A 20306-nucleotide genomic window follows, 5' to 3' on the forward strand; every position below is an offset into this window, starting at 1 on the left:
TTCACCAATCCCTTCTCTCTCTGGGCAGCACGCAATGCAAATCATGTCTCTGGTCATCGCTAAATATGAAGGATGCAACGAGCTGAATAATACAGGCATATTTCAGATCCGTTGATCCTGTAGTGTGTAGAATTTAATGTAATCATTGGAACAGGTGTTACTTGAGAGTCGATTATATAGACTGAAAATGGAAAGGTCAAGTGGAATATTCAAATACAGGCTAGTCCATTTCTTTTGCATTTTGCATCCAGATCAACCGAATCGTTGTTCCTTCTCCAGGTGTGGAAGACACTTCAATTCGACCTTTCATGGCCTCAATTAAACCTCTGGTGACCGCCATGCCGAGTCCTGATCCTACATCGCTTGTGCCCGTATCTGTTCCGCGATAATACCGTTCAAATAGCTTCCATACCGTCTCCGGGCTCATGCCTTGTCCATTGTCAGCAAACTCAATTGTGAATTCGCCTTCTTGCCCTCCAGCATGCACACGAACAACAAGAATAGAATCGGGCGGGTTGTGAAGCAGAGCATTAGCCGTGAGATTATCTACAATCCGTTCAAAAGAAGGAACGTGCACTAGCCCATAGACAGGTGCGTCTGCAGATTGAAAAACAATACGTCCTTCGCCATAAGCCGGGTTGCGCTCGGCTCGCTGCACGAGATTATGAAGTAGCGTATTTACGTCAGTTCGTGCTGCTTCGGGTTGATACCCTCCACTCCGTAGACGATAGGTCATCGCCAGATCATTCACAAGCCTGTCCATATACATGGATTTGTCGATCATGATGCCTGCGAATTCTCGAACTTCTTCAGCCGTCCAGCTGTACTTGTCCGTTTCCAGCATATGCGCGTATCCCTGAATGGAGGAAAGAGGTGTCTTGAGGTCGTGCGTGATGCCAGCGATCCATTCCTCTCGAAGCGAATCCGTTTGTTTCCGTAGTTCCTCATCCTGCTTAAGTGTATGGGACAAAGCTTGCATGGAGTGAAGTACGTCACCATACACTTGATATTTACGCTTCCATTTTCCATTGCGACGTTGGCTCCGCGGAATACCTGATGCTCCAGTTGGTTCCTCATACTGCCCTTTCTCCAGACGTTGCAGCCACTGAAGCATGTGCAGCATCGGAGCACCGAATCGATTAGCGTACCAGAAAGCGAGTAAAATCAGCAGCGCAATTATGGACAAGATCAAGACGATCAGCGCAGGTTCCAGAATAAAAGCGTACGGATTCTGTTTCTCAGCAACAGTTGAATCAATCCGTACACTTGCCATCCAAGTCGTTTCGTTTTGGTTATCGTACCATGTGGCAACCGATATGCCTGAACGATTCGGGTAACGAACTTGGAGAACGAGATCCTGAATACTGTACTGGCTAGGCACGCCAACAGTCGGTTTGTTGTAAGAGTCGATTTCTTTTCCATAAGGGTCCAATATCTGGATGTAGGCATCTGCTTTGCGAATCGTTTCTTGCTCCGCTGGTTTCACAGTCAGTTTGCCGCTGGCATACGAAAGCTTTGGACGGATTTCATCAAGTAAGGATTTGGCCGCATTTCGCTCTCCGTATAACAACGTAAAATATTTCCCGTCCTTCTCCCGGATCAACATGGATAGCTGATAGGGAAATGGTTTATTAGCTTCCCAGTAGGCGATCAATTCTCCTGGTTTGTAGTGGTCTGGTACATCGGACGGGACGTGATAATCGTCGATGACATAGCCTTTTTCATCCAGAACCTGAAGCCAGCCGTGATTTTTATCCACTTGCTTGAGCAGATCGGGATCGTATCGTATGGTGTTATCCGGCAGGATCTCGGCGGTATTAATAAGTTGATCCAATCCGTTGTTTGCAAAGTCATCGACCAGATCCACTTCGTTCACTTTCTGCAAAACCCAGATGGTAGCGATTGATCCTAACAAAATAATCAGAATCACGGTGCCAGTGAGCATACCGATGAACCGAGTTAATAACTTGCGGCGTATACTCATGACCGTGACAAGTTGCTAGGCTGGATCAGCTTGTACCCCAAACCTCGCACATTGACGAGAAACGCCGGATTGGAAGGGTCTGCTTCGATGCGTTCCCGAATGCGGTGAATATGCACCATAACGGTGTTATCGTCGCTGATGGCTTCTGAGCCCCACACCCGTTCATACAGTTCAGACTTGGTGAAGATTCGGTTCGGATGTTTGCAGAAGAAGAGAAGTAACTGGAACACCAGTGCCGGGCAGGTTACAGCCTGTCCTTCAACACGAAGCTCCCCAGCCAGTTCGAATACTTGGAATCGTCCAAAATCATAAATACCTTGCGATAGGTTGTTTGATGACGTATTTACGTGTGGCGAAATGCTTTGTGGTTGTTGCGAAACCGCTGTCGTTTTGGAAGGCAAATAGCGATTAAGCAATGATTTGATTCTTGCAACGACTTCCAGCGGGTTAAACGGTTTGACGACATAATCATCACCGCCAACGGCAAATCCGGTCAGTTTGTCATAATCCGTTGTTTTGGCGGTTAAAAACAGGATAGGGGCATCTGTGACCTGCCTTAGAAAAGGACAGATTTCCAAGCCGCTTTTCCCTGGAAGCATAATATCCAGCACGATACAATGATACGTTTTGTTGTTGCATGCTTCGAGCGCTGCTTCACCTGTAGTGACCGTATCAATATCGAGAAACTGTTCTTTGAGCAGTACGGTTTTGAGCATATGTAAAATCGCTTGTTCATCATCAACAAGCAGTAGTGAGACATGATCCATGATGTAATGCTAACCTCCTCTTAACTCTCCTTCTTGCTATATTGCCCATCATAACATTCTTGAGACCAATTGGAAGATAGGTTGCCTTAACAGAAGCTTAATTATAAAGCTTAGGTAGGGCGATAAATTTAACTAGACGTAAGGGAAGGTTAGATTAACCATAAGACTCATGATGTAAATTTGAGGTAGGTAAGGAAAAGGAAAAGAAAAAGAAAAAGAAAAGATAAACAGAAAGGGTGTTGAATAATGAATAGGAAATGGAAACTACTCCTTTTAACCGTGACAGCATGTGCTGTTCTCTCTGCTTGTACAAGTAACAAAATTACCTCCGACGAAGCAGAGCAGGCCGAGAAGCAAGCTGCAGAACAGGTGAAGGATCAAAAGGATAACGGTGACTCTTCAAGCAAAGAACCAAATGCTGGTTCGACAGATCCACAGGTAACACCAGACAATCTAGTCGATACACTAACGAATGGTTCCAAAGATGCAATTTATAATCAGTTTACTCCTGACATGAAACAAGCTGTTTCCTTGGAAGATTTCAAGGCATCTGCTGACAGCTTTTTGAAAGGAGTGAAGTCGTGGAAGCAGGTGGTAGATTCTGAGATGAATGGTTTGACGGAACATGCGTGGACAGACGATACAGGGACCAAGGGGATTCTCGCCTATTTTACAGAAGATCATCAGATTGCCGGATTGAGGATTACTCCACTGGAACCGCATCCCGATACAGATAACAAGCTGACCAAGACTGAGTTTCAGTTCCCGATGAAAGGAGAGATGTATGTCTTCTGGGGAGGTCATACTGTTCTGGAGAATTATCATTACGAGCATGAAACGCAGCGCTATGCACTCGATATTGTTCAGACAAAAGACGGGGCGAGTTATCAGGGCGATGCCAAGGATAATGCCAACTATTATGCCTTTGGTCAGCCGCTCTATGCTGCTGCTGATGGTACGGTAGTGGAGATCAAGAACGATATTGAGGATAACGTGCCTGGCGTGATGAATCCGGAAGAGCCGGCGGGTAATTATGTGGTTATCGATCATGGCAATAAAGAATACAGTATCACGGGGCATATCAAAAAAGGCAGTGTAGCGGTGAAAAAAGGGGATAAAGTCAAGCAGGGTGATCGCATCGGGGATCTGGGTAATTCGGGCAACTCCAGTGAAGCTCACTTGCACTTCCAGGTATCCGATGGTCCAGACCTGTTCACCTCACGTTCACTCAACATTCGCTGGGCCGATCAGAGCCAGGAGTTGACACGGGGCAATACCGTTCAGGGACTGCCAGAGTAAGCAGGACAGGCGGAACTATTATTGGATAACGCTTGTTGTCCCGGTATGGATATTCTACATGCTATACGCCAGCTTCCCTTTTCCATTATAATAACCTCTATAAATTAGAGCCGTGAACTTGGCTTCGAAATGATATAAGAGCTGGATTAATGGAGGAATAGGGAATGGCACTGGAAAAGGTACAGATCGAATACGCACGTCTTGAAGATTTGCATAGAATTGTTGAGATCTATAATTCTACGATTGAGAGCCGCATGGTAACGGCGGATTTGGAACCGGTGACGGTAGAGCAACGATTGCCATGGTTCAATGAGCATACACCGGATCGTCGTCCTCTATGGGTAATGAAACGGGACGGACAGGTTGTCGCATGGGCCAGTTTGAGTTCGTTTTATGGGCGCCCGGCGTACAATGGGACGGTGGAAGTCAGCGTATACGTCGATCAGCAGTGCCGAGGAATTGGGGCCGGTGGGCTGTTGCTGAATACGGTATTTGAGGCTTGTCCTACGCTGGGAGTTACAACGATTCTGGGATTTGTATTTGGTCATAATGAGCCTAGTCTGGGTTTATTGCGCAAGCATGGCTTCGAACAGTGGGGATTCTATCCTGAGGTGGCAGTGCTGGACGGCGTCAACCGGGATCTCGTGATTATGGGCAAAAAAATAGAAGAAGACCACCGCCTGGAAAAGGCGTAGATCTGAATAGAGAAAAACCTCCGTATCCACAATAAGTGGAATGCGGAGGTTTTTCTCTATTTATTTTACAGACTGTTTTACAAACCAAGCCGCTGTTTGATCTCCTGAATCTGTCCCAGATGGCGTTCTTCATGATAACTTGTAAAAACGATCCATTGTGCAAGATCCATCTCACCGAATGCCGGGTGAGGGAAAGACTTGCTGCGCAGCAGGTCGAGTTCATGCTCCTGTGCAAATTGTTCCAGTGCTTGATGGGACGCAGCGAGATCGGTGCGAATATCAGCAAGTGTCTCAGGCTCAGCTTTGGGCTGCACATGAGGAGGGGCTTCGACAGATCGGCTGCGGTCCAGAGACATTTCATAAGGTTTTTTCTCAACGGACACATTTTGTTCTTTTTCCAGGGCGAGCCGAGCCTGTTTGGTGATCACATTTTCCATCAGATGTAAGTGCCGCAGCACTTGCATAATGCTCCATTGTTCCGGGGCAGGTTTCTGGTTCAATTGAGTTTCATCTAATCCAGAGATAGCTTCCCAGATTCGGCCTCGTATTTCGTCATTACGTTCAAACATTCATAACATCCTCTCTGTAGGTTTATTACAATAACATTGCTGTTTTCATATGTCCAACGGAACATATCGAATCCTGTTTACTTAGCATAGAACATAGTATGTGTAATTGCCAACTTTTCGTACAATCACCTCTGTTAGATGAATTTATGAAGAAAATAAAAACATACCCTTGGATGGGATATGCTGAATCGTATATATCATCGTCCGTAAAACCAAAAAAAGATTGACGGGCACACCCCGGCAAACTATAATCGGTACAAGTAACTTGATATGTAAGGAGTCCTGACATGATATGTTAGTAATCGACGAGATGTATCACCATACAGCATTGCAAATATCATCGTCCGATCTATTGTACCTTATCGAACGGTTGAAGGTCAAAAAAGAAAATGAGATTGAAACGCTTAAACAGAAGATTGAACAGTTTGAACAAAAGCGAAGAGCTGAGGAAATAGCTTATCAGTCGTTATCGCCTGTTCGCAAATGGTTTGCGGGGCGCCCGGCTTCTCATCACCAAGCGGTGGAATATATGGTGCAAGTGAAGGAACGATTCCGCAAGATGGAGCAGATTCGCAGGCGCATCCGTGACCTTGATCTGATCATGGAACGTATTCAGAGCGCTAATCATAATCGGCAGGAAGAGATTGAACTTTCGCCTGAAATTATCCGCGAGATCAGACAGCTTAGTGAAACGGAGGATGTACAGGCATGACTTTGGAAACGTTAAGCTCCGGGATCGACACGGTCTGGGTTGTTCTCAGCGCAGCGATGATTTTGTTGATGGAGGGCGGATTTGCCCTGCTGGAGGCTGGGTTTGTACGTTATAAAAATAGTGTGAATATCATCATGAAAGTATTTGCTGATATTACGATTGGCACATTATTGTTTTACGCGATTGGTTTTGGCTTGATGTATGGTTCAGATGCTGGAGGGTTTATAGGAGTGACAGGTTTTTTCCTGAACGGTGATCTCTCTCATCTGAACGTTCCGGTATCCCTGGAGACGTTTTGGCTATTCCAAGCCGCGTTCACGATTGCGGTCATTTCAATCGTATCCGGTGCCGTAGCTGAACGGATCAATTTCCGTGCATACCTACTATATATCATCTTGATGACGGCGGTTATTTATCCGATTGGCGGACACTGGGCTTGGGGTGGCGGCTGGCTCAGTCAGCTCGGCATGCAGGATTTTGCCGGTTCAGCGGTGATTCACGCACTGGGCGGTTTCTCTGCACTGGCGGCAGCTATTATTATCGGGCCACGTAAAGGGAAATACACACCGCTTGGCGTAAGTGCGATTGCGTTGCCAAGCAATCTGCCGCTGGCTTCGGTGGGCGCCTTCCTGTTATGGTTTGGCTGGTTTGGATTTAATGCGGGAAGTACATTGAGTGCCACAGATGTCAGAATCGGTCACATCGCCATTGTGACGATGCTGTCCGCAGCTGCGGGTGGTGCGGCTACGTTGCTCTATACCTTGTTCCGCTTTAATCGTTCCGATGCACCGTCCGTCATTAACGGTTCACTTGCAGGACTGGTAGGCATCACGGCGGGCTGTGCATTTGTAGGTGATCTGGCGGCGATATTTATCGGTGCAGTCTCCGGTCTGTTGATGATGGCGGCAACCAACTGGCTGGATCGTATGCGAATTGATGATCCGGTAGGTGCTTTTCCGGTTCATGCTGTCTCGGGAATGTGGGGGACTGTTGCTGTAGGTTTGTTTGCTACAGACGGAGGTTTGTTCATGGGCGGCGGCTGGCGGCTGCTTGGCGTTCAGGTGCTGGGTCTAACCGCACTGATCGTTTGGGGATTCGCCATGACCTGGTTCGGGCTGAAGCTTATAGGTAGAGTGGTTCCTGTCCGTTCAACCGAGGAAGAGGAAGACCTTGGTCTGGATATCAGTTATCATGGGGTGATGGCTGCGCATCAGTCACATGAATTTCTGGATGGTGAGGAGCATATGATTGCCTATCAACAGAAGTCTTCTGATTCAAATCGATAACAATCGTATATGAAGAGATAGGGGCTGACGGAGGTCAGCCTCTTTTTTACACAGAAAGCAGGGAAAAAAGACAAGGCGGAAGAATATACAGGTGTGAACGTGAATATGTCTCAGCATAGGTGTAACGTCAAAAAGGGAGGATCTATATGATTAAGCCGGAACAATGTGAACGTCTGACTAGAAAAGCACGTAAAACCCTCGAAGAAGAATACGGTCTCGGAGCTATTGCCGATCTGGTGCTGAATGCTGGGCGCTGGGGTATTCGCCTGGATGTATCCACGCCCGATGAGTATCGCAGAACAGGAAATTCGCGTGTCGGTGGACATCCTGATCTGCCGGATGATCTGGACTGGCCGCTTACGGAAGATGGGGTTCCGATGACTTTTCTGGCCCAGCTGAATATGGTGGATTTATCTCCGTATACGCCGAATGACGGGCGCGGAACGTTGCCGGAGCGGGGGATGTTATACTTTTTCATTGGCAGTGTGGATGCTGCTTATCCAATTGAACATCGGGTGATCTACGAACCCTCTACACATAACCTTGTAAATCGTGAGCCTGATGGGGTTACCGCACTGGGAGGAGAACCTACCGTAGCTCATGCGGTTACCGTGCTGCCTAACCTGGAGGTTCCTACATATGCATATATAGACGCCACCGCGCTCAATGAACAGGGGATTGCTAGCGAAATAACTTCTGATGAAGAGGGGACGCTGGCAGGAAGTTTGTTTGACCGTTATCGGGCGTTCGAATCGGATTGGAACCATCCTAGCCCGCTCAATTGGGGTGGAATGTTTGGCTATCCTGACGGACAACATCCTGATGCAGAACATCAGGCCTTGAGTTATATTGAGCTGGGAGAGGTATACGGCGGCAGCGAGCAGGAATGTGTGAAGAAGTTAACGGCTCATTATGATGGGGATGAAGAGCGCACATGGGAGGAATTATCCGATACACTTCTGCTGTTAAAAATAGATACGCATGATGCCATAGGTTTTCAGTGGCTGGATTGCGGTGAACTGCAGTTTTTCATTCGAAGCGCTGATCTGGAGGATGAACAATTTGATCACACATGTTGTTCGATCTATTCCAGTTAAGTTATAATTCATATTTATACGGAGTTCGAATGTTATACCATTGTCATTCCATAAATTAGGCGAATAATTATTCAATAGTTGTAACAAAATGTCCCGCATTCCGTCTATAAGAGGAGGAGGGATTTTTTTGTGCGTATATGTTAATTTGAGGCACCAGCATGTTTATATAGTTAGAAGAAGTTAATGACTTGAAATGGGATCATATGTTCTGTATAATGGAATGAAAAGGAAGTGATAATGTTGATTCAGTCTGCATTCAAACATATTGATACGGCGGTTGCATCTTTAGTTGATATTTGCAGCCAATTAAGTGAAGAAGATTTAGAGTTGACTCCGATTGAAGGGAAGCGTTCTATAAGAGAGTTGCTCTCGCATCTGGCCTTAGTCTGCCGTGCAGACTTGTACATATCCGAAGGTGCATCAGAGGATGAGATGGCTCAATTTTATCAAGAGAACCGTGTGTGCTCCGTAAACCAAATCAAGCAGGCACTTATTGAGAATCGAAACTTTCTGTATCAACGATATATGCAGTTTACAACGGAAGAGTTGCTTCATGTAACAACATCTTATTGGGGTGCTTCTTATAGTCGCTTGGAATGGCTGCTTGAGATGATGGGGCATATGTACCATCATAGGGGGCAACTCTATACGATGTTAACCTTGACGGGAAAAGAACCCCAAACGGCAATGTTTGCTTAAATGAATACATATAATCAATACATATCAGGTAAAGGTATAAAGTGCATTAACCGGGATACGAGGGGATGTACGTAAATTTATGCAGGTATTCTTTGACATAAGCCGACTTGTGACTTACATCTAATAATGGAGGGGTTAAGTTGGTAGAATTTATGTATAACCAGAATTCATCTTCGAGTGAGAGCGGCATGCTGGAGATTGTGACAGGGATTCCTGAACTTCGAAATGCTCTACAGGTAGAACGTATATCCAGAGGATATTCCCTGGATCATAAGTTCAAAGTCGTTGTTCCTGATCAAAGAAATATGTTGCTGCGAATCTTTCCTTTTCGTGATATGGATGACAAGCGACAAGAGACTCATGTTTTGGCAGCGTTGAGAGAGATGGGGGTTCTATGCTCTACACCGCTTGGCGTTGGCAGGTTGGATGAGAACAGTGGATATATGATTTTGAGTTATCTTGAGGGAGAAGATGCTTCCGAAATATTGCCTTCGATGAGTGAGCAGCAGCAGTATTCCATCGGCCTGAAAGCAGGTGCAGAGTTAGGGCGCATTCATCAGTTAGCTATAGAGAAGCAGGCCGAGTCCTGGTACATACGGAAAAGTAAGAAGCATCGACGGTACGTGGATCGATACAACGCGTGCCCTGTTGTGATGGACAGTGATCAGTATATTCTGAATTTTATTGAAGAACATTTGGAATGGATGAAAGACCGTCCCGATGGTTTTCAGCATGATGATTTTCATCCAGCTAATCTGATAGTGAACAAGGGTGAACTGGCAGGAGTGATTGATTTTAACCGTGCAGATCAAGGCGACCCTGTGCATGAGTTTTTGAAGCTGGGGTTATTTGCTACAGAGATCAGCATTCCATACTCAATTGGACAGATACATGGATATTTTGATGGGCATGAACCGGATGAGGGTTTCTGGAAGATGTACTCTCTGTATATGGCCATGGCGCTGATATCTTCCGTGGTGTGGATTCAGAACGTGAAGCCAGAGGAGACCGAGCAGATGATGATGAAGATTGAACGTGTGCGGAATGATCATGATGATTTCCGTAGTATGATTCCAAGGTGGTATACTGTGAACAGATAGATTGCATTAGTAGTTGGGTTAAACCGATGTAGCATTTGTGAAGCAGAAAGGAAAAATGCCGTGGCACAACCAGCATCCATACTGCTTGTCGATGATGAGCAGGATATTATTAAATTGATGGAAATTTATTTTGGTAATGAAGGATACCGGATTTTTACTGCGAATGACGGAATGCAGGCGCTGGAACTGCTGAAGACAGAAGTGGTTGACTTGATTGTTTTGGATATCATGATGCCGAATATGGACGGAATTGAAGCCTGTATGAAAATCCGTGAAGAGCAGAAAATGCCGATTATCATGTTGTCCGCGAAGAGCACAGATATGGATAAAATTACAGGTTTAAGTATTGGTGCCGATGATTATTTAACGAAGCCGTTCAATCCGCTTGAGCTTGTAGCTAGAGCAAAATCCCAACTTCGCAGGTATCACACATTTAACGAGGGCAGGGAGAGCAAGGAGCACGAGTGGGTAATTGATGATCTTATTATTAATACCGATACACATGAAGTTTGGGTCGATGACAAGCCTGTTCACCTGACTCCCCGTGAGTTTGCTGTGTTAGAACTGCTCGCTCGTCATCAAGGATCAGTACTTAGTATGGAGCAGATTTACCGTCAAGTCTGGAAAGAAGATTTCATGGAGTCCAACAATACTGTTATGGTGCATATTCGTAAACTTCGTGAGAAGATTGAACAAGACAGTAAACATCCTAAGTTTATACAGACCGTATGGGGTGTGGGATATAAGATGATGAAACCGATGTAAGTTGAAGGTTACGAGCAGGTGGAATGTTACAGGCAGGGAGTTTCTACAATGAATTCAAAACTGATTAATACGGTACGTTGGAAATTTATTTATGCATTTTTGTTGAGCGGTATTTTGACTGCGGTGATACTGTATGGGGCAGGCAAAGTGGGCGAGACGATTCTGGAAAACCAGCGTTATCCGAATTACACTTTCCCCGGACAAGTAGTTCGCTGGTTAGTGAATCATATTGGTTCTGTTCCGCTGATGATTGCCGTAGGAATCATCTGCTTTGTGCTGTTTTTCTTTCTGTTCACCCGCAAAGTAATGGTTGTGCTGGATGAGATTACAGCGGGAATTCAGGAGGTAGCCAAAGGAGAACTATCTCATCGGATTGAGGTGAGGACTTCCGATGAGTTCGGTGTGGTTGCGGCAAGTATCAATCAGATGGCGGAGCAATTGCAGAGATCGCTTGAGGAGGAACGAAGTGCGGTTAAGGCCAAAAATGATCTGATTACAGGCATTTCGCATGATCTGAGGACACCCTTAACCTCGATTCTCGGATTCTTGGAATATATTGAAAAGGACCGGTATCAGGATGAATTGGAAATGCGTTATTACGTTAGTATCGCGTATGAGAAATCTTTAACGTTACGCAAGCTGATTGATGATTTGTTTGAATATACGCGAGTCAGCGGAGGAAGTCTGCCGTTGTCTTTAAAACCACTGAATCTGCCCCCGTTCCTGATGCAACTCGCCGAAGAATTTGCTCCAATGCTTGAAGAAGCAGGCATGACCTATACGATCGTTGGAGGACAAGATCCATTATGGATTCAGGCTGCTCCGGGAGAACTCGTTAGAGCCTATGAAAACTTGTTCAGCAATGCGATTCGATATGGTGCAACGGGCAAAGTAATGGAAATTGGCCTTGCTCTTGAAGAAGGAGAAGCTGTGGTACGTATCAGCAATTACGGAGAACCGATCCCGGCTCAGGACTTACCACATTTGTTTGAACGTTTCTATCGGGTAGATAAATCACGTTCTCGTGATACAGGAGGCACAGGACTGGGACTTGCCATTGCCAAATCCATGATAGAACTGCATCAGGGGCAGATTGCCGCTTATAGCGATCAGGGCCGGACGGATTTTGTTACCCGTTTTCCAGCCATAAAACCACCCGTCCATACGCCATTGGAAGAGTAGGAAGAGTAGAATGTTCATATCATACCTCTCATATTAAGCTTTGGATATGTAAATTAAGAATTTGATAAGAAGTTAACAACGCTTCTTTAAGAACTGTTCGGTATGCTACCTCTATCACTTTGTTAGAAGTATGGGGAGGGTACCGAAGATGAGTTCCAGATTTAATACAGTTCGAATGAAATACATATATATTTGCGGAGCAAGTGCGCTTCTTAGCGCAGTGCTTCTTTTTGTTATGTATCAGATCATGAGATTAGCATATCGCTTAATGTATCACGAGGCAGCGTGGTTCACTCATATGGTGCATTGGGGGATCAATCATATTGGGAAAAAACCGCTCATTTTATTTATAGGTGGAGGTTTGTTTGCTTTGTTTTTCTGGATTCGCTCTCAGAAAATAACGGATGACATTCAAAGCCTTGTCCGGGTAACCCATGAACTTGCAAGGGGGCGGACACCTGAACCAACTCGGGTCTTAAGCAACGGGGAGCTAAGGCAATTAAGTGATCAGATCAACGCGATCGCTGCTCTCATGACGAATCAGGATCGTTCATCGATCAAGGGTGAATCCGAGGAAACTTCATGTTAAGTATGAAAATTAAACGCAAATTGTATCGACTCTACGATCTTGCTGTTGTTGCAGCAGTTCTATTGATCTTGCTGTATGTTTATCTGTTTTCGTATGGGAAGCTCGTTATTCGTCACCAACCGGAGGCAATACAACAAGTTTCGTCTTCGTTAATTCTTGATGAGGCTGGACATGAAATCACCAGGTTAGCCACACCAAACCGTGGGTATTCAACCTATGCAAGCCTACATGAAATGCCGGATATAATGAAACAGGCCTTTTTAGTTACCGAGGATCGACGTTTCTACCGTCATGCCGGTGTAGATGTTATTGGTGTGGGCAGAGCCATGGTACAAAATATGATTCATATGAATTGGAGTCAAGGTGGAAGCTCGATCACACAACAACTGGCCAGGAATTTGTATCTGAACGGTAGTAAGACCGTTACCCGCAAAATAAATGAGTTATCCATTGCAATAGAGATAGAGAAAAAGTATTCAAAGGATGAAATTCTCGAAATGTATCTGAATGAGATTTATATGGGGCGGCAGCAGTATGGCGTTAAGGCAGCGGCATGGCGTTATTTCGGTGTGCAGGATCTGCATCAATTGAAACTATGGCAGATCGCTACGCTTGCTGGTATTCCCAAAGGACCGTCTATTTATAATCCGGTGGATAATGAAATGCTTTCCCAAGAGCGACGCAGTGTGGTACTGTCACTGATGCATGAACAGGGGATTATTACAGACGAGCAGATGAAGAAGGAGGCAGCTGTAAAGTATAAACCGCCTGTTTCAAGTACGGAGAACATGTTAACTGGGCCAGCACGAGGGTTCGATTCACCTTCTTATATATCTGCGATAGATGCCGTAATGCAGGAGGCTTCACGTCTCACCGGCAAGAGTGAAAACGAGATTCGCTCAGCAGGGTGGACGATTAAAACCGGGTTGAATGCAAGTGCACAGCGGGCCATGGAGGAAACTTTTGCGGAGCGTGTCTGGTTCCCGGACGACCGAGAAGATCAACATGTACAGGCCAGCATGGTTATCCTTGATCAACATAATGGCGAAGTGAAGGGTCTGATGGGCGGCCGAACGCCTGCAAAGGGTGATATCAATCGGGCATTGATGGATGCAAGACAGCCTGGATCTGTTTTTAAGCCAGTCATCGTCTATGGGCCTGCGTTAGAGTCAGGACAATTCGAGCCAGCAAGTATGCTGCCTGATCGACTCACGCGTTACGGGGATTATCAGCCGGGTAATGTGGGAGGAAGATACAGAGGTACAGTGTCGTTATCCGAGGCAATGCAAAAATCAATTAATGCACCAGCTGTATGGCTACTGCATGAGATCGGGTTGAAACAGGCTAAAGGGTTCGCTCAGCGATTGGGGATTGAGTTGCAGAATGAAGATATGAATCTGTCCGTGGCTCTTGGGGGCCTACATCAGGGGATTTCGCCGATGAAACTGGCGCAGGCCTATGCTGTTTTTGCTAATGAGGGGAAATTCAATCGTGCCCATCTGATCCGTGAAATCACAGATGCTCAAGGAAGAGTGATCTATAAGCATAGCTCTGAAAATAAACAGGTCATCACGAAGCGAACAGCTCAAGAGATAACCAGTATGCTGCAACTTGTCGTTGCTCAAGGAACAGGAAAACGTGCTCAGCTATCTCAGGAAGACGTAGCTGGCAAAACGGGCACGACACAGGCGGCATTAACAAATGCGCCCAAGGGAGCGAATCGGGATATCTGGTTCGCTGGTTATACACGGGAATGGACGGGGGTAGTGTGGATGGGATTTGATTATACGGATGCCAAACATTACTTACATTCGGGAAGCGGCACTGCAGCAGAGTTATTCGGGACGGTGATGAAACGGAGCAAGCAATAAAAAGAAAGAATAAATTTGTAATCGTGCTCAATCTATCAGGGAATATTATCCTTTTTATAACACAAATTCAATTTTCGAGCTATAATAGATGTTCTCATATTGTTATAAGGAGGATATCATGGATAGTCGATATGGTAAGCAGGATGATGAACTGGAGATGGGTTCATCCAGAAGCGGCACCCGGCCTGAACTTCCAGGTATCTCTGGCCTGGGCGGGTGGTTGATTTTAATCCAGATTAGTCTGTGGGCCTCGCTGGTTTTTCTATTCTCGGATATTTCACAGGTTACGGTGATCTTGGACCCGGCACGCTGGGAAGGCAGTCGCGGTGTTGATCCGCAGCTTTATGCGGAAGTCATCCGGCCACTTCTGTGGTTTGGCTTCATCAGCAGCGTTATTCTATTCGTCATCGTTATTGTGAATCTTGTTCTTTTATACCGAAGAAAGCGGCTTTTCCCGCGGTTGATGATTGTACAGTACATTGTCAATCTGGTGATCGGTATCGCTACCTGGATTCTTATCGCTCAGAGCGAGGTGGGAAGGGAAGAACATGTGCTGGATGCAACACCTGCATTTCACCTGATTGTTCGCTCACTGCTAACGTGCTGTATTTTTATACCGTATTTTCTGAAGTCGGTACGCGTAAAAAATACGTTTATCAAGTAGAGGAGATGAGGTTCGTTACTCTGATCTGATGCAAAAACGAAAAGACCCATGATCTGCAAGATCGGAGTGTAATTAAAAATCCGGCTTGCAGGCCATGGGCTTTTTTGGTGATATCCTGAACCGGACCCGGAGAGGTCATTTAGTGGTTGATTTTACGCGGGCTGAACGAGATATGCTTTGAATCAGCTGGTTTAACACCTCGGATAATACAAGTCCTACGGCGATAGCACCCGATAACATAAGTGCTTTGGCCGCCATTCCCATGGCAGCACTATAGTCATTTTGTACAAAACTGCGCATTGCATTATACGCCAGTCCTCCTGGCACGAGAGGAATAATGCCTGCTACACTAAAAATAATGACAGGAGCGCGGAACATGCGGGAGAACAGCTGACTGATTACACCTACGGCAATCGTTGCGGCAAGTGTGGCTGGAACAGCATCTGCTGCATACTCCAGCACAATATAGATAATCCAGCCAATCATCCCGACAAAGCCGCCATGAAGCAGCATACGTCTAGGCGCATTAAAAATAATGCCAAATGCGGCTGACGCGACAAAGCTGGTTAAGGCTTGTCCAATAAAATGCAGCATATCCTGCAACCCTCCGTCTTACATCAAAAGTGAAAACACAACAGCAATGCCGGTACCGATGGCAAAGGCAGTCAGAAAAGCTTCGGCACCCTTAGATAAACCGGATACGAGATGCCCAGCCATCAAGTCGCGTACAGCATTGGTAATGAGCAGTCCTGGAACGAGCGGCATGACAGAACCGATAATAATTTTGTCCCGCTCAAAGCCTGCACCAACATACACGAGGAAAAAGGCGAGCATGCCGATGACAAAGGAGGCCGTGAGCTCAGCAAAGAATTTGACGCGCACCCAGCGGTGAAAAAGGATGACTGCGGCGTAACCGATTCCGCCGCAGATGAGTGCCGGAAGAAAGTCTCCCCAGCCTCCGCCAAACATAATGGTAAAGCAGGCACTGGATAAGGCAGCAGCGCCTAGCTGCACAGCGTACGAATAACCTGATGGTTTTCGTTCAATCTCCAGCAGCAGATCATGGGCTTCTTGAACCTTCAGTTGTCCTTGGCCGATGCGACGTGAGACGGCGTTAACTTCAGACACTTTATCGAGATCTGTTGTACGCTCAGAGATCCGAATCAGCTTCGCGGGCTCCGTGGCATCTACAGAGAAAAAGATGCCAGTAGGCACGACATAACTGTGTGAGTGAGGCAATCCGAGCGCTGCAGCCATCCGTTTCATTGTATCTTCCACACGATACGTTTCCCCACCACTTTGCAGCATGATTTTGCCGGCAAGCAAACAGATGGCGATGACTTGGGATTGCTCAGACGGTTTAGTAACAGCATGTTGACTTTGGTTACGCATCTCCGGTTCGGATTCAACAGGAGAGGTTGGTTCATGACGTATGTATTCCAACCGGATCAAACTCCGTTTCATATGAAATAAGGCGTGGTACCGACACCATTGTATCATATTTCACACGCTCACAAGCAATCCTGGGACATGTAATAAAAAGCTTCGCCCAAATCCCGAAAGGAAAGAGACGAAGCCTTTTGGCCTACATTAATAGGGTGATAACAAGCAATTCATACAGCACCAGTGGCAGTATCGTTGGACCAAACAAGGCGCGTGGTTCAGGGTAACCATGCATTGGTGTCACCTGCAGGTAAAGAATTCCGCGGTCTGCACTAATAATGACACCTTCCCAGACTTGACCGTCCATGTTCTGAACTTGTACTTTTTGGCCGACATGTTGACGAACCGTATGATGCAGCATATTCCGCACGCTTTGAACGGATTGCAGCACTGGTTGATTGGCTTGGTATACAACACGAGTGGTTGGTGTGGATGGTGATTCAGACATGATGCACAACCCTTCCTCGAAATAAAATCATTCTTACTTCAAGGTATGCATCTGCCTACAAAAGGTGATTACACATATGTCGTGTGCAGTGTTCCGCTGCCATCTTCGTACCTTACCTGACCCAATGCACCATTCACGAAAGTCATCTGAGGCGGAAGGTGACCCAAGTCCACATCATAGAGGATAGGCACGTTCAGATCACCCAGCGCAGAAGACAACGCATCAATAAACGTAAAATCATCTGTGTCGGAATAACCGTCAGGTCGCCCAAACAGGAAACCATTTGCACCGGCAAACCAGCCGGCTTGTCTCATCTGCCACAGGCGGCGATAGATATCACTTGCGTCCATCTCACAGCTTTCCAGATACCAGATCGTCCCCTCGTCAGCGCAGTACTGATGCAAATAATCTTCTACCGGTGCAAAGGGAGTACCGATCAGGCATGTAATGGTATCCATGCAACCTCCAAGTAATCGTCCGGAAAAGCTAGTTAGTTCATTCGTACCTTCGGATGCTCCAAGTAGCTTCCAACGGGATGGCGTATCCAGAATGAATCCGGGTAATGCCATGTTCCATTTGGATTGATAATGCGTGGAGGAAGTTTGTGTAATCTCTTCACCAGCACAGGTCTGTAATACATTCAACCAGCGAGAAGTAACAGCACACTGCTCACTTAACCGGAGATCTATAAAATTAGTACCATGGGCTGAAGCTGTTCCTGTCAACAATGTGTAAGCGAACAGGAATGTACTCGTATCCGAGTAACCTAAAATCCATTTGGGAGATGATTTTTTCAGTGCCTCCCAGTCCAAGAGCGGCAGAATATCCATTAGAAACTGTCCGCCCCATGGAGGAATGATTGCATTTATACCAGGATCAAGCATAAATGCGTTCAGTTCTGCGGCACGAGTTTCTTTAGGGCCACTGACGCATTTGTCGTTGTGACGCACGGAAGGACTTTCCTTAATGTTGAAGCCGAGACGCTCCATATGATGTTTGCTTTCTTCCAAATGACGATGCATAGACTCGCCTACACCACTGGACGGTGCGGCCACACCAATTATGTCGCCCTTAACGAGTGGTTGCGGATAACGGATGGAATGCTGGTTCATCTTATAACACACCTTTCTTTGCAGGTTGATGGCTTATTTGTTCACAGGTATCTCTAAGGAGAACGGGGAACGGATTTGAACAGGATAAGAGAAAATTTCCATGTTCAGTTTTCCTTTTGCCGCAGCTCCATTAGCTATGGTAATCCATGCTTCCGCTGCACGATGTTCATAGGAAGGGCTCCATCCCGCTTCTTTTACTTCAAAACCTTTTCCGATGCTGTCTTTGATATTGGTGAAAGAGAGTCCTGAGGTCCCATTTTCAGTATTGGCAACGGAAAAATGCATGATGGTGTCATTACCTTGAGTCTTATAGTCAAGAAGAGTTATGTCTCGCGGTCCGCCTTCGATTAATTTGGATGACGGATCAATATTAATCATCAGTTTATCCTTATCGAGTGCTGTAAGTCCAGATCCTTGCAAGGTTAGTTTCTTTGGAATCGAGAAGTACATGCTTTCAAAGAAAACAGAAGTCTCATAGCCCCCTATGGAAGCTCCGTCTGTTCGCCAAGCACGGCCTTGTTCATCAACTAATTGAAGATCATTGATTCCGAAGATTTTTTTGGTGTTATTTGCATCATGCTTTATATCCAGAACAAGCCTTGTCGGATATAAGGTGGCCTGTTCAACAGTAAAGCGTTGCCCGTCCAGCGTAATAGTTTGATTAACAGGAACTATCTTTTTCATGTTTTTAGTTAGATTATGATCGACCGGGAAGGTGACCTTCCACGTATTATTTGTTTTTTCTACGCGGTTCTTAAACACAACCGTCAGTTGATCGGGTGGCAAAGATTCATTAAACGATACGTCAATAATATCCTCGTAATCTTGACCTTCTGAAGGCTGTTTGGGTGATGCATAGCTAAAGGCAACAGGAAGCTGTTTACCATTTCCATCAAGCAAGTCGATGTCATAGTCGAACTTCTCTGTATCTTTCATGCCTTTCATCTTATAAAAAATAACCATGCGCGAGTCGTCTGTGATAATACCTTCCACGGTTACAGAGCCCCCGTCATGCTCGTCGGTGATTCCGACTTTTTGTAACAGGGACTGATCGATCGCCATCATTAATCCTTTATCCTGCCGGATCAGGCTGACGACACCTTCCATGCCAGGCAGCTGTTCGACAAAGGACGCAAAGGCAGGGGACACCCGAATACAGCCTGTGAACAATAAAATCAAGGCAGCTGCCGAAATAGAGCTTGTTAACCAGCGCAGCTTCGTTTTTCGTTTATGCGAAGCTTGGCGTATTCCGGCCTGAACAGCTTGTGATGCTGCCAGATCGGGGACGTGCATCGTATCGTATTCGGCCTTGCGTTCTTGAAGACGTGCCTCCAGTGCTTCGAACGGATTGTGTTCGTCGGTCATGATGATTGTTCTCCTTTCGGTTCAAGTTGATCCCGGAGCTTACCGAGCGCGCGGTGCAGTCGTGATTTGACCGTGCCTGCCGGGATTTCGAGAATGTCAGCGACTTCGGTCAGCGAGAAACCTTCGAAATAACTTAGAATAATAATTTGTTTGTATTCCGGTTCAAGTGTAGCTACTGCAGCGGCAAGATCTGGATCCTCAGGACGATCCCAGCGGCCGGATTCCCGAATTTCCGTGACGGGACTGAAACGTATTTTGCGTTTGCGCTCATCTGCACAATAATTCAGAAGGATGCGGATAAGCCATGTACTGAAATAAGTAGGTTCTTTCAGTTTTTTGAGTTTGCGGTATGCGCGGTAGGTTGCTTCCTGTATCGCTTCCAGTGCATCGCCATCATTTTGCAGATAAGCATAGGCGATCCGATACAAACGGTTCTGATGCATCTCCATTAAGGCTGCAAACGCTGCAGCATCCCCTTTTTGTGCAGCTCGCGTAAGTTCGGTAGGGGTCACAAGGCTCCTCCTTTGCTGATGTTGTTTCGTATTAGACAGAGAAAGCTGCCAAACGGTTCTTGTATTTTGAAAAAATATGAATTTATTGCGTTTCAGAAAAGTTTATATTGCATTATACAGCAAAAAACCGGTAGATCTCCTATGGGC

21 protein-coding genes are annotated in these 20306 nt (G+C 46.0%); 12 read left to right on the forward strand and 9 right to left on the reverse strand.

What is annotated here, in order from left to right:
• Positions 1–220 precede the first annotated feature (220 nt).
• Together AC1VYS_RS07365 and AC1VYS_RS07370 are read right to left on the reverse strand one after the other, a co-directional pair.
• Entirely contained in the window at positions 221–1984 is a 1764-nt protein-coding gene (locus AC1VYS_RS07365) for a sensor histidine kinase (protein WP_482913659.1), read from the reverse strand.
• A complete protein-coding gene (locus AC1VYS_RS07370; RefSeq protein ID WP_482913660.1) occupies positions 1981–2751 on the reverse strand; it encodes a response regulator transcription factor in 771 nt (256 codons plus the stop codon). The genes AC1VYS_RS07365 and AC1VYS_RS07370 overlap by 4 nt, the downstream gene beginning before the upstream one ends.
• Positions 2752–2997: 246 nt before the next feature.
• Here AC1VYS_RS07370 and AC1VYS_RS07375 point away from each other — a divergent pair, with 246 nt between their 5' ends.
• Together AC1VYS_RS07375 and AC1VYS_RS07380 are read left to right on the forward strand one after the other, a co-directional pair.
• Positions 2998–4050, forward strand: coding sequence for a M23 family metallopeptidase (locus AC1VYS_RS07375; protein WP_482913661.1), 1053 nt, complete (start codon positions 2998–3000; stop codon positions 4048–4050).
• 164 nt (positions 4051–4214) lie between these two features.
• The gene (locus tag AC1VYS_RS07380; RefSeq protein ID WP_482913662.1) at positions 4215–4745 is read left to right on the forward strand and encodes a GNAT family N-acetyltransferase; all 531 of its coding nucleotides are present in this window, start codon (positions 4215–4217) and stop codon (positions 4743–4745) included.
• Between the two features lie 77 nt (positions 4746–4822).
• Here the strand turns inward: AC1VYS_RS07380 and AC1VYS_RS07385 are convergent, their stop codons facing one another.
• Positions 4823–5314, reverse strand: coding sequence for a DinB family protein (locus AC1VYS_RS07385; protein ID WP_482913663.1), 492 nt, complete (start codon positions 5312–5314; stop codon positions 4823–4825).
• Between the two features lie 292 nt (positions 5315–5606).
• Here AC1VYS_RS07385 and AC1VYS_RS07390 point away from each other — a divergent pair, with 292 nt between their 5' ends.
• The 10 genes from AC1VYS_RS07390 to AC1VYS_RS07435 all read left to right on the forward strand — a co-directional run bounded on the left by AC1VYS_RS07390 (position 5607) and on the right by AC1VYS_RS07435 (position 15279).
• Positions 5607–6026: a hypothetical protein gene (locus AC1VYS_RS07390; RefSeq protein WP_482913664.1), complete on the forward strand. Its 420-nt coding sequence runs from the start codon at positions 5607–5609 to the stop codon at positions 6024–6026.
• Positions 6023–7312 (forward strand): ammonium transporter, encoded by a 1290-nt coding sequence (locus tag AC1VYS_RS07395; protein WP_482913665.1) that lies wholly within the window; start codon positions 6023–6025, stop codon positions 7310–7312. Before AC1VYS_RS07390 ends, AC1VYS_RS07395 begins: the two co-directional genes overlap by 4 nt.
• A gap of 146 nt (positions 7313–7458) precedes the next feature.
• Positions 7459–8409: a DUF1963 domain-containing protein gene (locus AC1VYS_RS07400; RefSeq protein WP_482913666.1), complete on the forward strand. Its 951-nt coding sequence runs from the start codon at positions 7459–7461 to the stop codon at positions 8407–8409.
• 240 nt (positions 8410–8649) lie between these two features.
• Complete coding sequence (locus AC1VYS_RS07405) at positions 8650–9108, forward strand: DinB family protein (RefSeq protein WP_482913667.1); 459 nt, start codon at positions 8650–8652, stop codon at positions 9106–9108.
• 140 nt (positions 9109–9248) lie between these two features.
• Positions 9249–10208 carry an aminoglycoside phosphotransferase family protein gene (locus tag AC1VYS_RS07410; RefSeq protein ID WP_482913668.1) on the forward strand — a complete coding sequence of 320 codons (960 nt, stop codon included), beginning with the start codon at positions 9249–9251 and terminating at the stop codon, positions 10206–10208.
• Positions 10209–10268: 60 nt separating this feature from the next.
• Positions 10269–10973 (forward strand): response regulator transcription factor, encoded by a 705-nt coding sequence (locus AC1VYS_RS07415; RefSeq protein ID WP_482913669.1) that lies wholly within the window; start codon positions 10269–10271, stop codon positions 10971–10973.
• 48 nt (positions 10974–11021) lie between these two features.
• On the forward strand, positions 11022–12155 hold the full coding sequence (locus tag AC1VYS_RS07420) for a sensor histidine kinase (RefSeq protein WP_482913670.1): 1134 nt from the start codon (positions 11022–11024) through the stop codon (positions 12153–12155).
• 148 nt (positions 12156–12303) lie between these two features.
• The gene (locus AC1VYS_RS07425; protein ID WP_482913671.1) at positions 12304–12744 is read left to right on the forward strand and encodes a hypothetical protein; all 441 of its coding nucleotides are present in this window, start codon (positions 12304–12306) and stop codon (positions 12742–12744) included.
• Positions 12738–14615, forward strand: coding sequence for a transglycosylase domain-containing protein (locus AC1VYS_RS07430; protein WP_482934493.1), 1878 nt, complete (start codon positions 12738–12740; stop codon positions 14613–14615). The genes AC1VYS_RS07425 and AC1VYS_RS07430 overlap by 7 nt, the downstream gene beginning before the upstream one ends.
• A gap of 118 nt (positions 14616–14733) precedes the next feature.
• Complete coding sequence (locus tag AC1VYS_RS07435; RefSeq protein WP_482913673.1) at positions 14734–15279, forward strand: DUF2569 domain-containing protein; 546 nt, start codon at positions 14734–14736, stop codon at positions 15277–15279.
• Positions 15280–15414: 135 nt separating this feature from the next.
• Here the strand turns inward: AC1VYS_RS07435 and AC1VYS_RS07440 are convergent, their stop codons facing one another.
• From AC1VYS_RS07440 to AC1VYS_RS07465, 6 genes are all read right to left on the reverse strand, one after another.
• A complete protein-coding gene (locus AC1VYS_RS07440) occupies positions 15415–15873 on the reverse strand; it encodes a threonine/serine exporter family protein (RefSeq protein ID WP_441931033.1) in 459 nt (152 codons plus the stop codon).
• 18 nt (positions 15874–15891) lie between these two features.
• Entirely contained in the window at positions 15892–16671 is a 780-nt protein-coding gene (locus tag AC1VYS_RS07445; RefSeq protein ID WP_482914941.1) for a threonine/serine exporter family protein, read from the reverse strand.
• 193 nt (positions 16672–16864) lie between these two features.
• Entirely contained in the window at positions 16865–17170 is a 306-nt protein-coding gene (locus AC1VYS_RS07450) for a hypothetical protein (RefSeq protein WP_482913674.1), read from the reverse strand.
• Positions 17171–17238: 68 nt separating this feature from the next.
• A complete protein-coding gene (locus AC1VYS_RS07455) occupies positions 17239–18282 on the reverse strand; it encodes a S66 family peptidase (protein WP_482913675.1) in 1044 nt (347 codons plus the stop codon).
• Between the two features lie 33 nt (positions 18283–18315).
• Positions 18316–19647 carry a DUF4179 domain-containing protein gene (locus AC1VYS_RS07460; protein WP_482913676.1) on the reverse strand — a complete coding sequence of 444 codons (1332 nt, stop codon included), beginning with the start codon at positions 19645–19647 and terminating at the stop codon, positions 18316–18318.
• On the reverse strand, positions 19644–20159 hold the full coding sequence (locus AC1VYS_RS07465) for a sigma-70 family RNA polymerase sigma factor (protein ID WP_482913677.1): 516 nt from the start codon (positions 20157–20159) through the stop codon (positions 19644–19646). Before AC1VYS_RS07465 ends, AC1VYS_RS07460 begins: the two co-directional genes overlap by 4 nt.
• Positions 20160–20306 lie beyond the last annotated feature (147 nt).

It is taken from the genome of Paenibacillus sp. G34 (assembly GCF_056856875.1).

Excerpts from the sequence above, each read along its gene's own strand:
- AC1VYS_RS07365 (WP_482913659.1), bottom strand. The coding sequence starts at position 1,984 with ATGAGTATACGCCGCAAGTTATTAACTCGGTTCATCGGTATGCTCACT.
- AC1VYS_RS07370 (WP_482913660.1), bottom strand. The coding sequence starts at position 2,751 with ATGGATCATGTCTCACTACTGCTTGTTGATGATGAACAAGCGATTTTA.
- AC1VYS_RS07375 (WP_482913661.1), top strand. The coding sequence starts at position 2,998 with ATGAATAGGAAATGGAAACTACTCCTTTTAACCGTGACAGCATGTGCT.
- AC1VYS_RS07380 (WP_482913662.1), top strand. The coding sequence starts at position 4,215 with ATGGCACTGGAAAAGGTACAGATCGAATACGCACGTCTTGAAGATTTG.
- AC1VYS_RS07385 (WP_482913663.1), bottom strand. The coding sequence starts at position 5,314 with ATGTTTGAACGTAATGACGAAATACGAGGCCGAATCTGGGAAGCTATC.
- AC1VYS_RS07390 (WP_482913664.1), top strand. The coding sequence starts at position 5,607 with ATGTTAGTAATCGACGAGATGTATCACCATACAGCATTGCAAATATCA.
- AC1VYS_RS07395 (WP_482913665.1), top strand. The coding sequence starts at position 6,023 with ATGACTTTGGAAACGTTAAGCTCCGGGATCGACACGGTCTGGGTTGTT.
- AC1VYS_RS07400 (WP_482913666.1), top strand. The coding sequence starts at position 7,459 with ATGATTAAGCCGGAACAATGTGAACGTCTGACTAGAAAAGCACGTAAA.
- AC1VYS_RS07420 (WP_482913670.1), top strand. The coding sequence starts at position 11,022 with ATGAATTCAAAACTGATTAATACGGTACGTTGGAAATTTATTTATGCA.
- AC1VYS_RS07425 (WP_482913671.1), top strand. The coding sequence starts at position 12,304 with ATGAGTTCCAGATTTAATACAGTTCGAATGAAATACATATATATTTGC.
- AC1VYS_RS07430 (WP_482934493.1), top strand. The coding sequence starts at position 12,738 with ATGTTAAGTATGAAAATTAAACGCAAATTGTATCGACTCTACGATCTT.
- AC1VYS_RS07435 (WP_482913673.1), top strand. The coding sequence starts at position 14,734 with ATGGATAGTCGATATGGTAAGCAGGATGATGAACTGGAGATGGGTTCA.
- AC1VYS_RS07440 (WP_441931033.1), bottom strand. The coding sequence starts at position 15,873 with ATGCTGCATTTTATTGGACAAGCCTTAACCAGCTTTGTCGCGTCAGCC.
- AC1VYS_RS07445 (WP_482914941.1), bottom strand. The coding sequence starts at position 16,671 with ATGCGTAACCAAAGTCAACATGCTGTTACTAAACCGTCTGAGCAATCC.
- AC1VYS_RS07450 (WP_482913674.1), bottom strand. The coding sequence starts at position 17,170 with ATGTCTGAATCACCATCCACACCAACCACTCGTGTTGTATACCAAGCC.
- AC1VYS_RS07455 (WP_482913675.1), bottom strand. The coding sequence starts at position 18,282 with ATGAACCAGCATTCCATCCGTTATCCGCAACCACTCGTTAAGGGCGAC.
- AC1VYS_RS07460 (WP_482913676.1), bottom strand. The coding sequence starts at position 19,647 with ATGACCGACGAACACAATCCGTTCGAAGCACTGGAGGCACGTCTTCAA.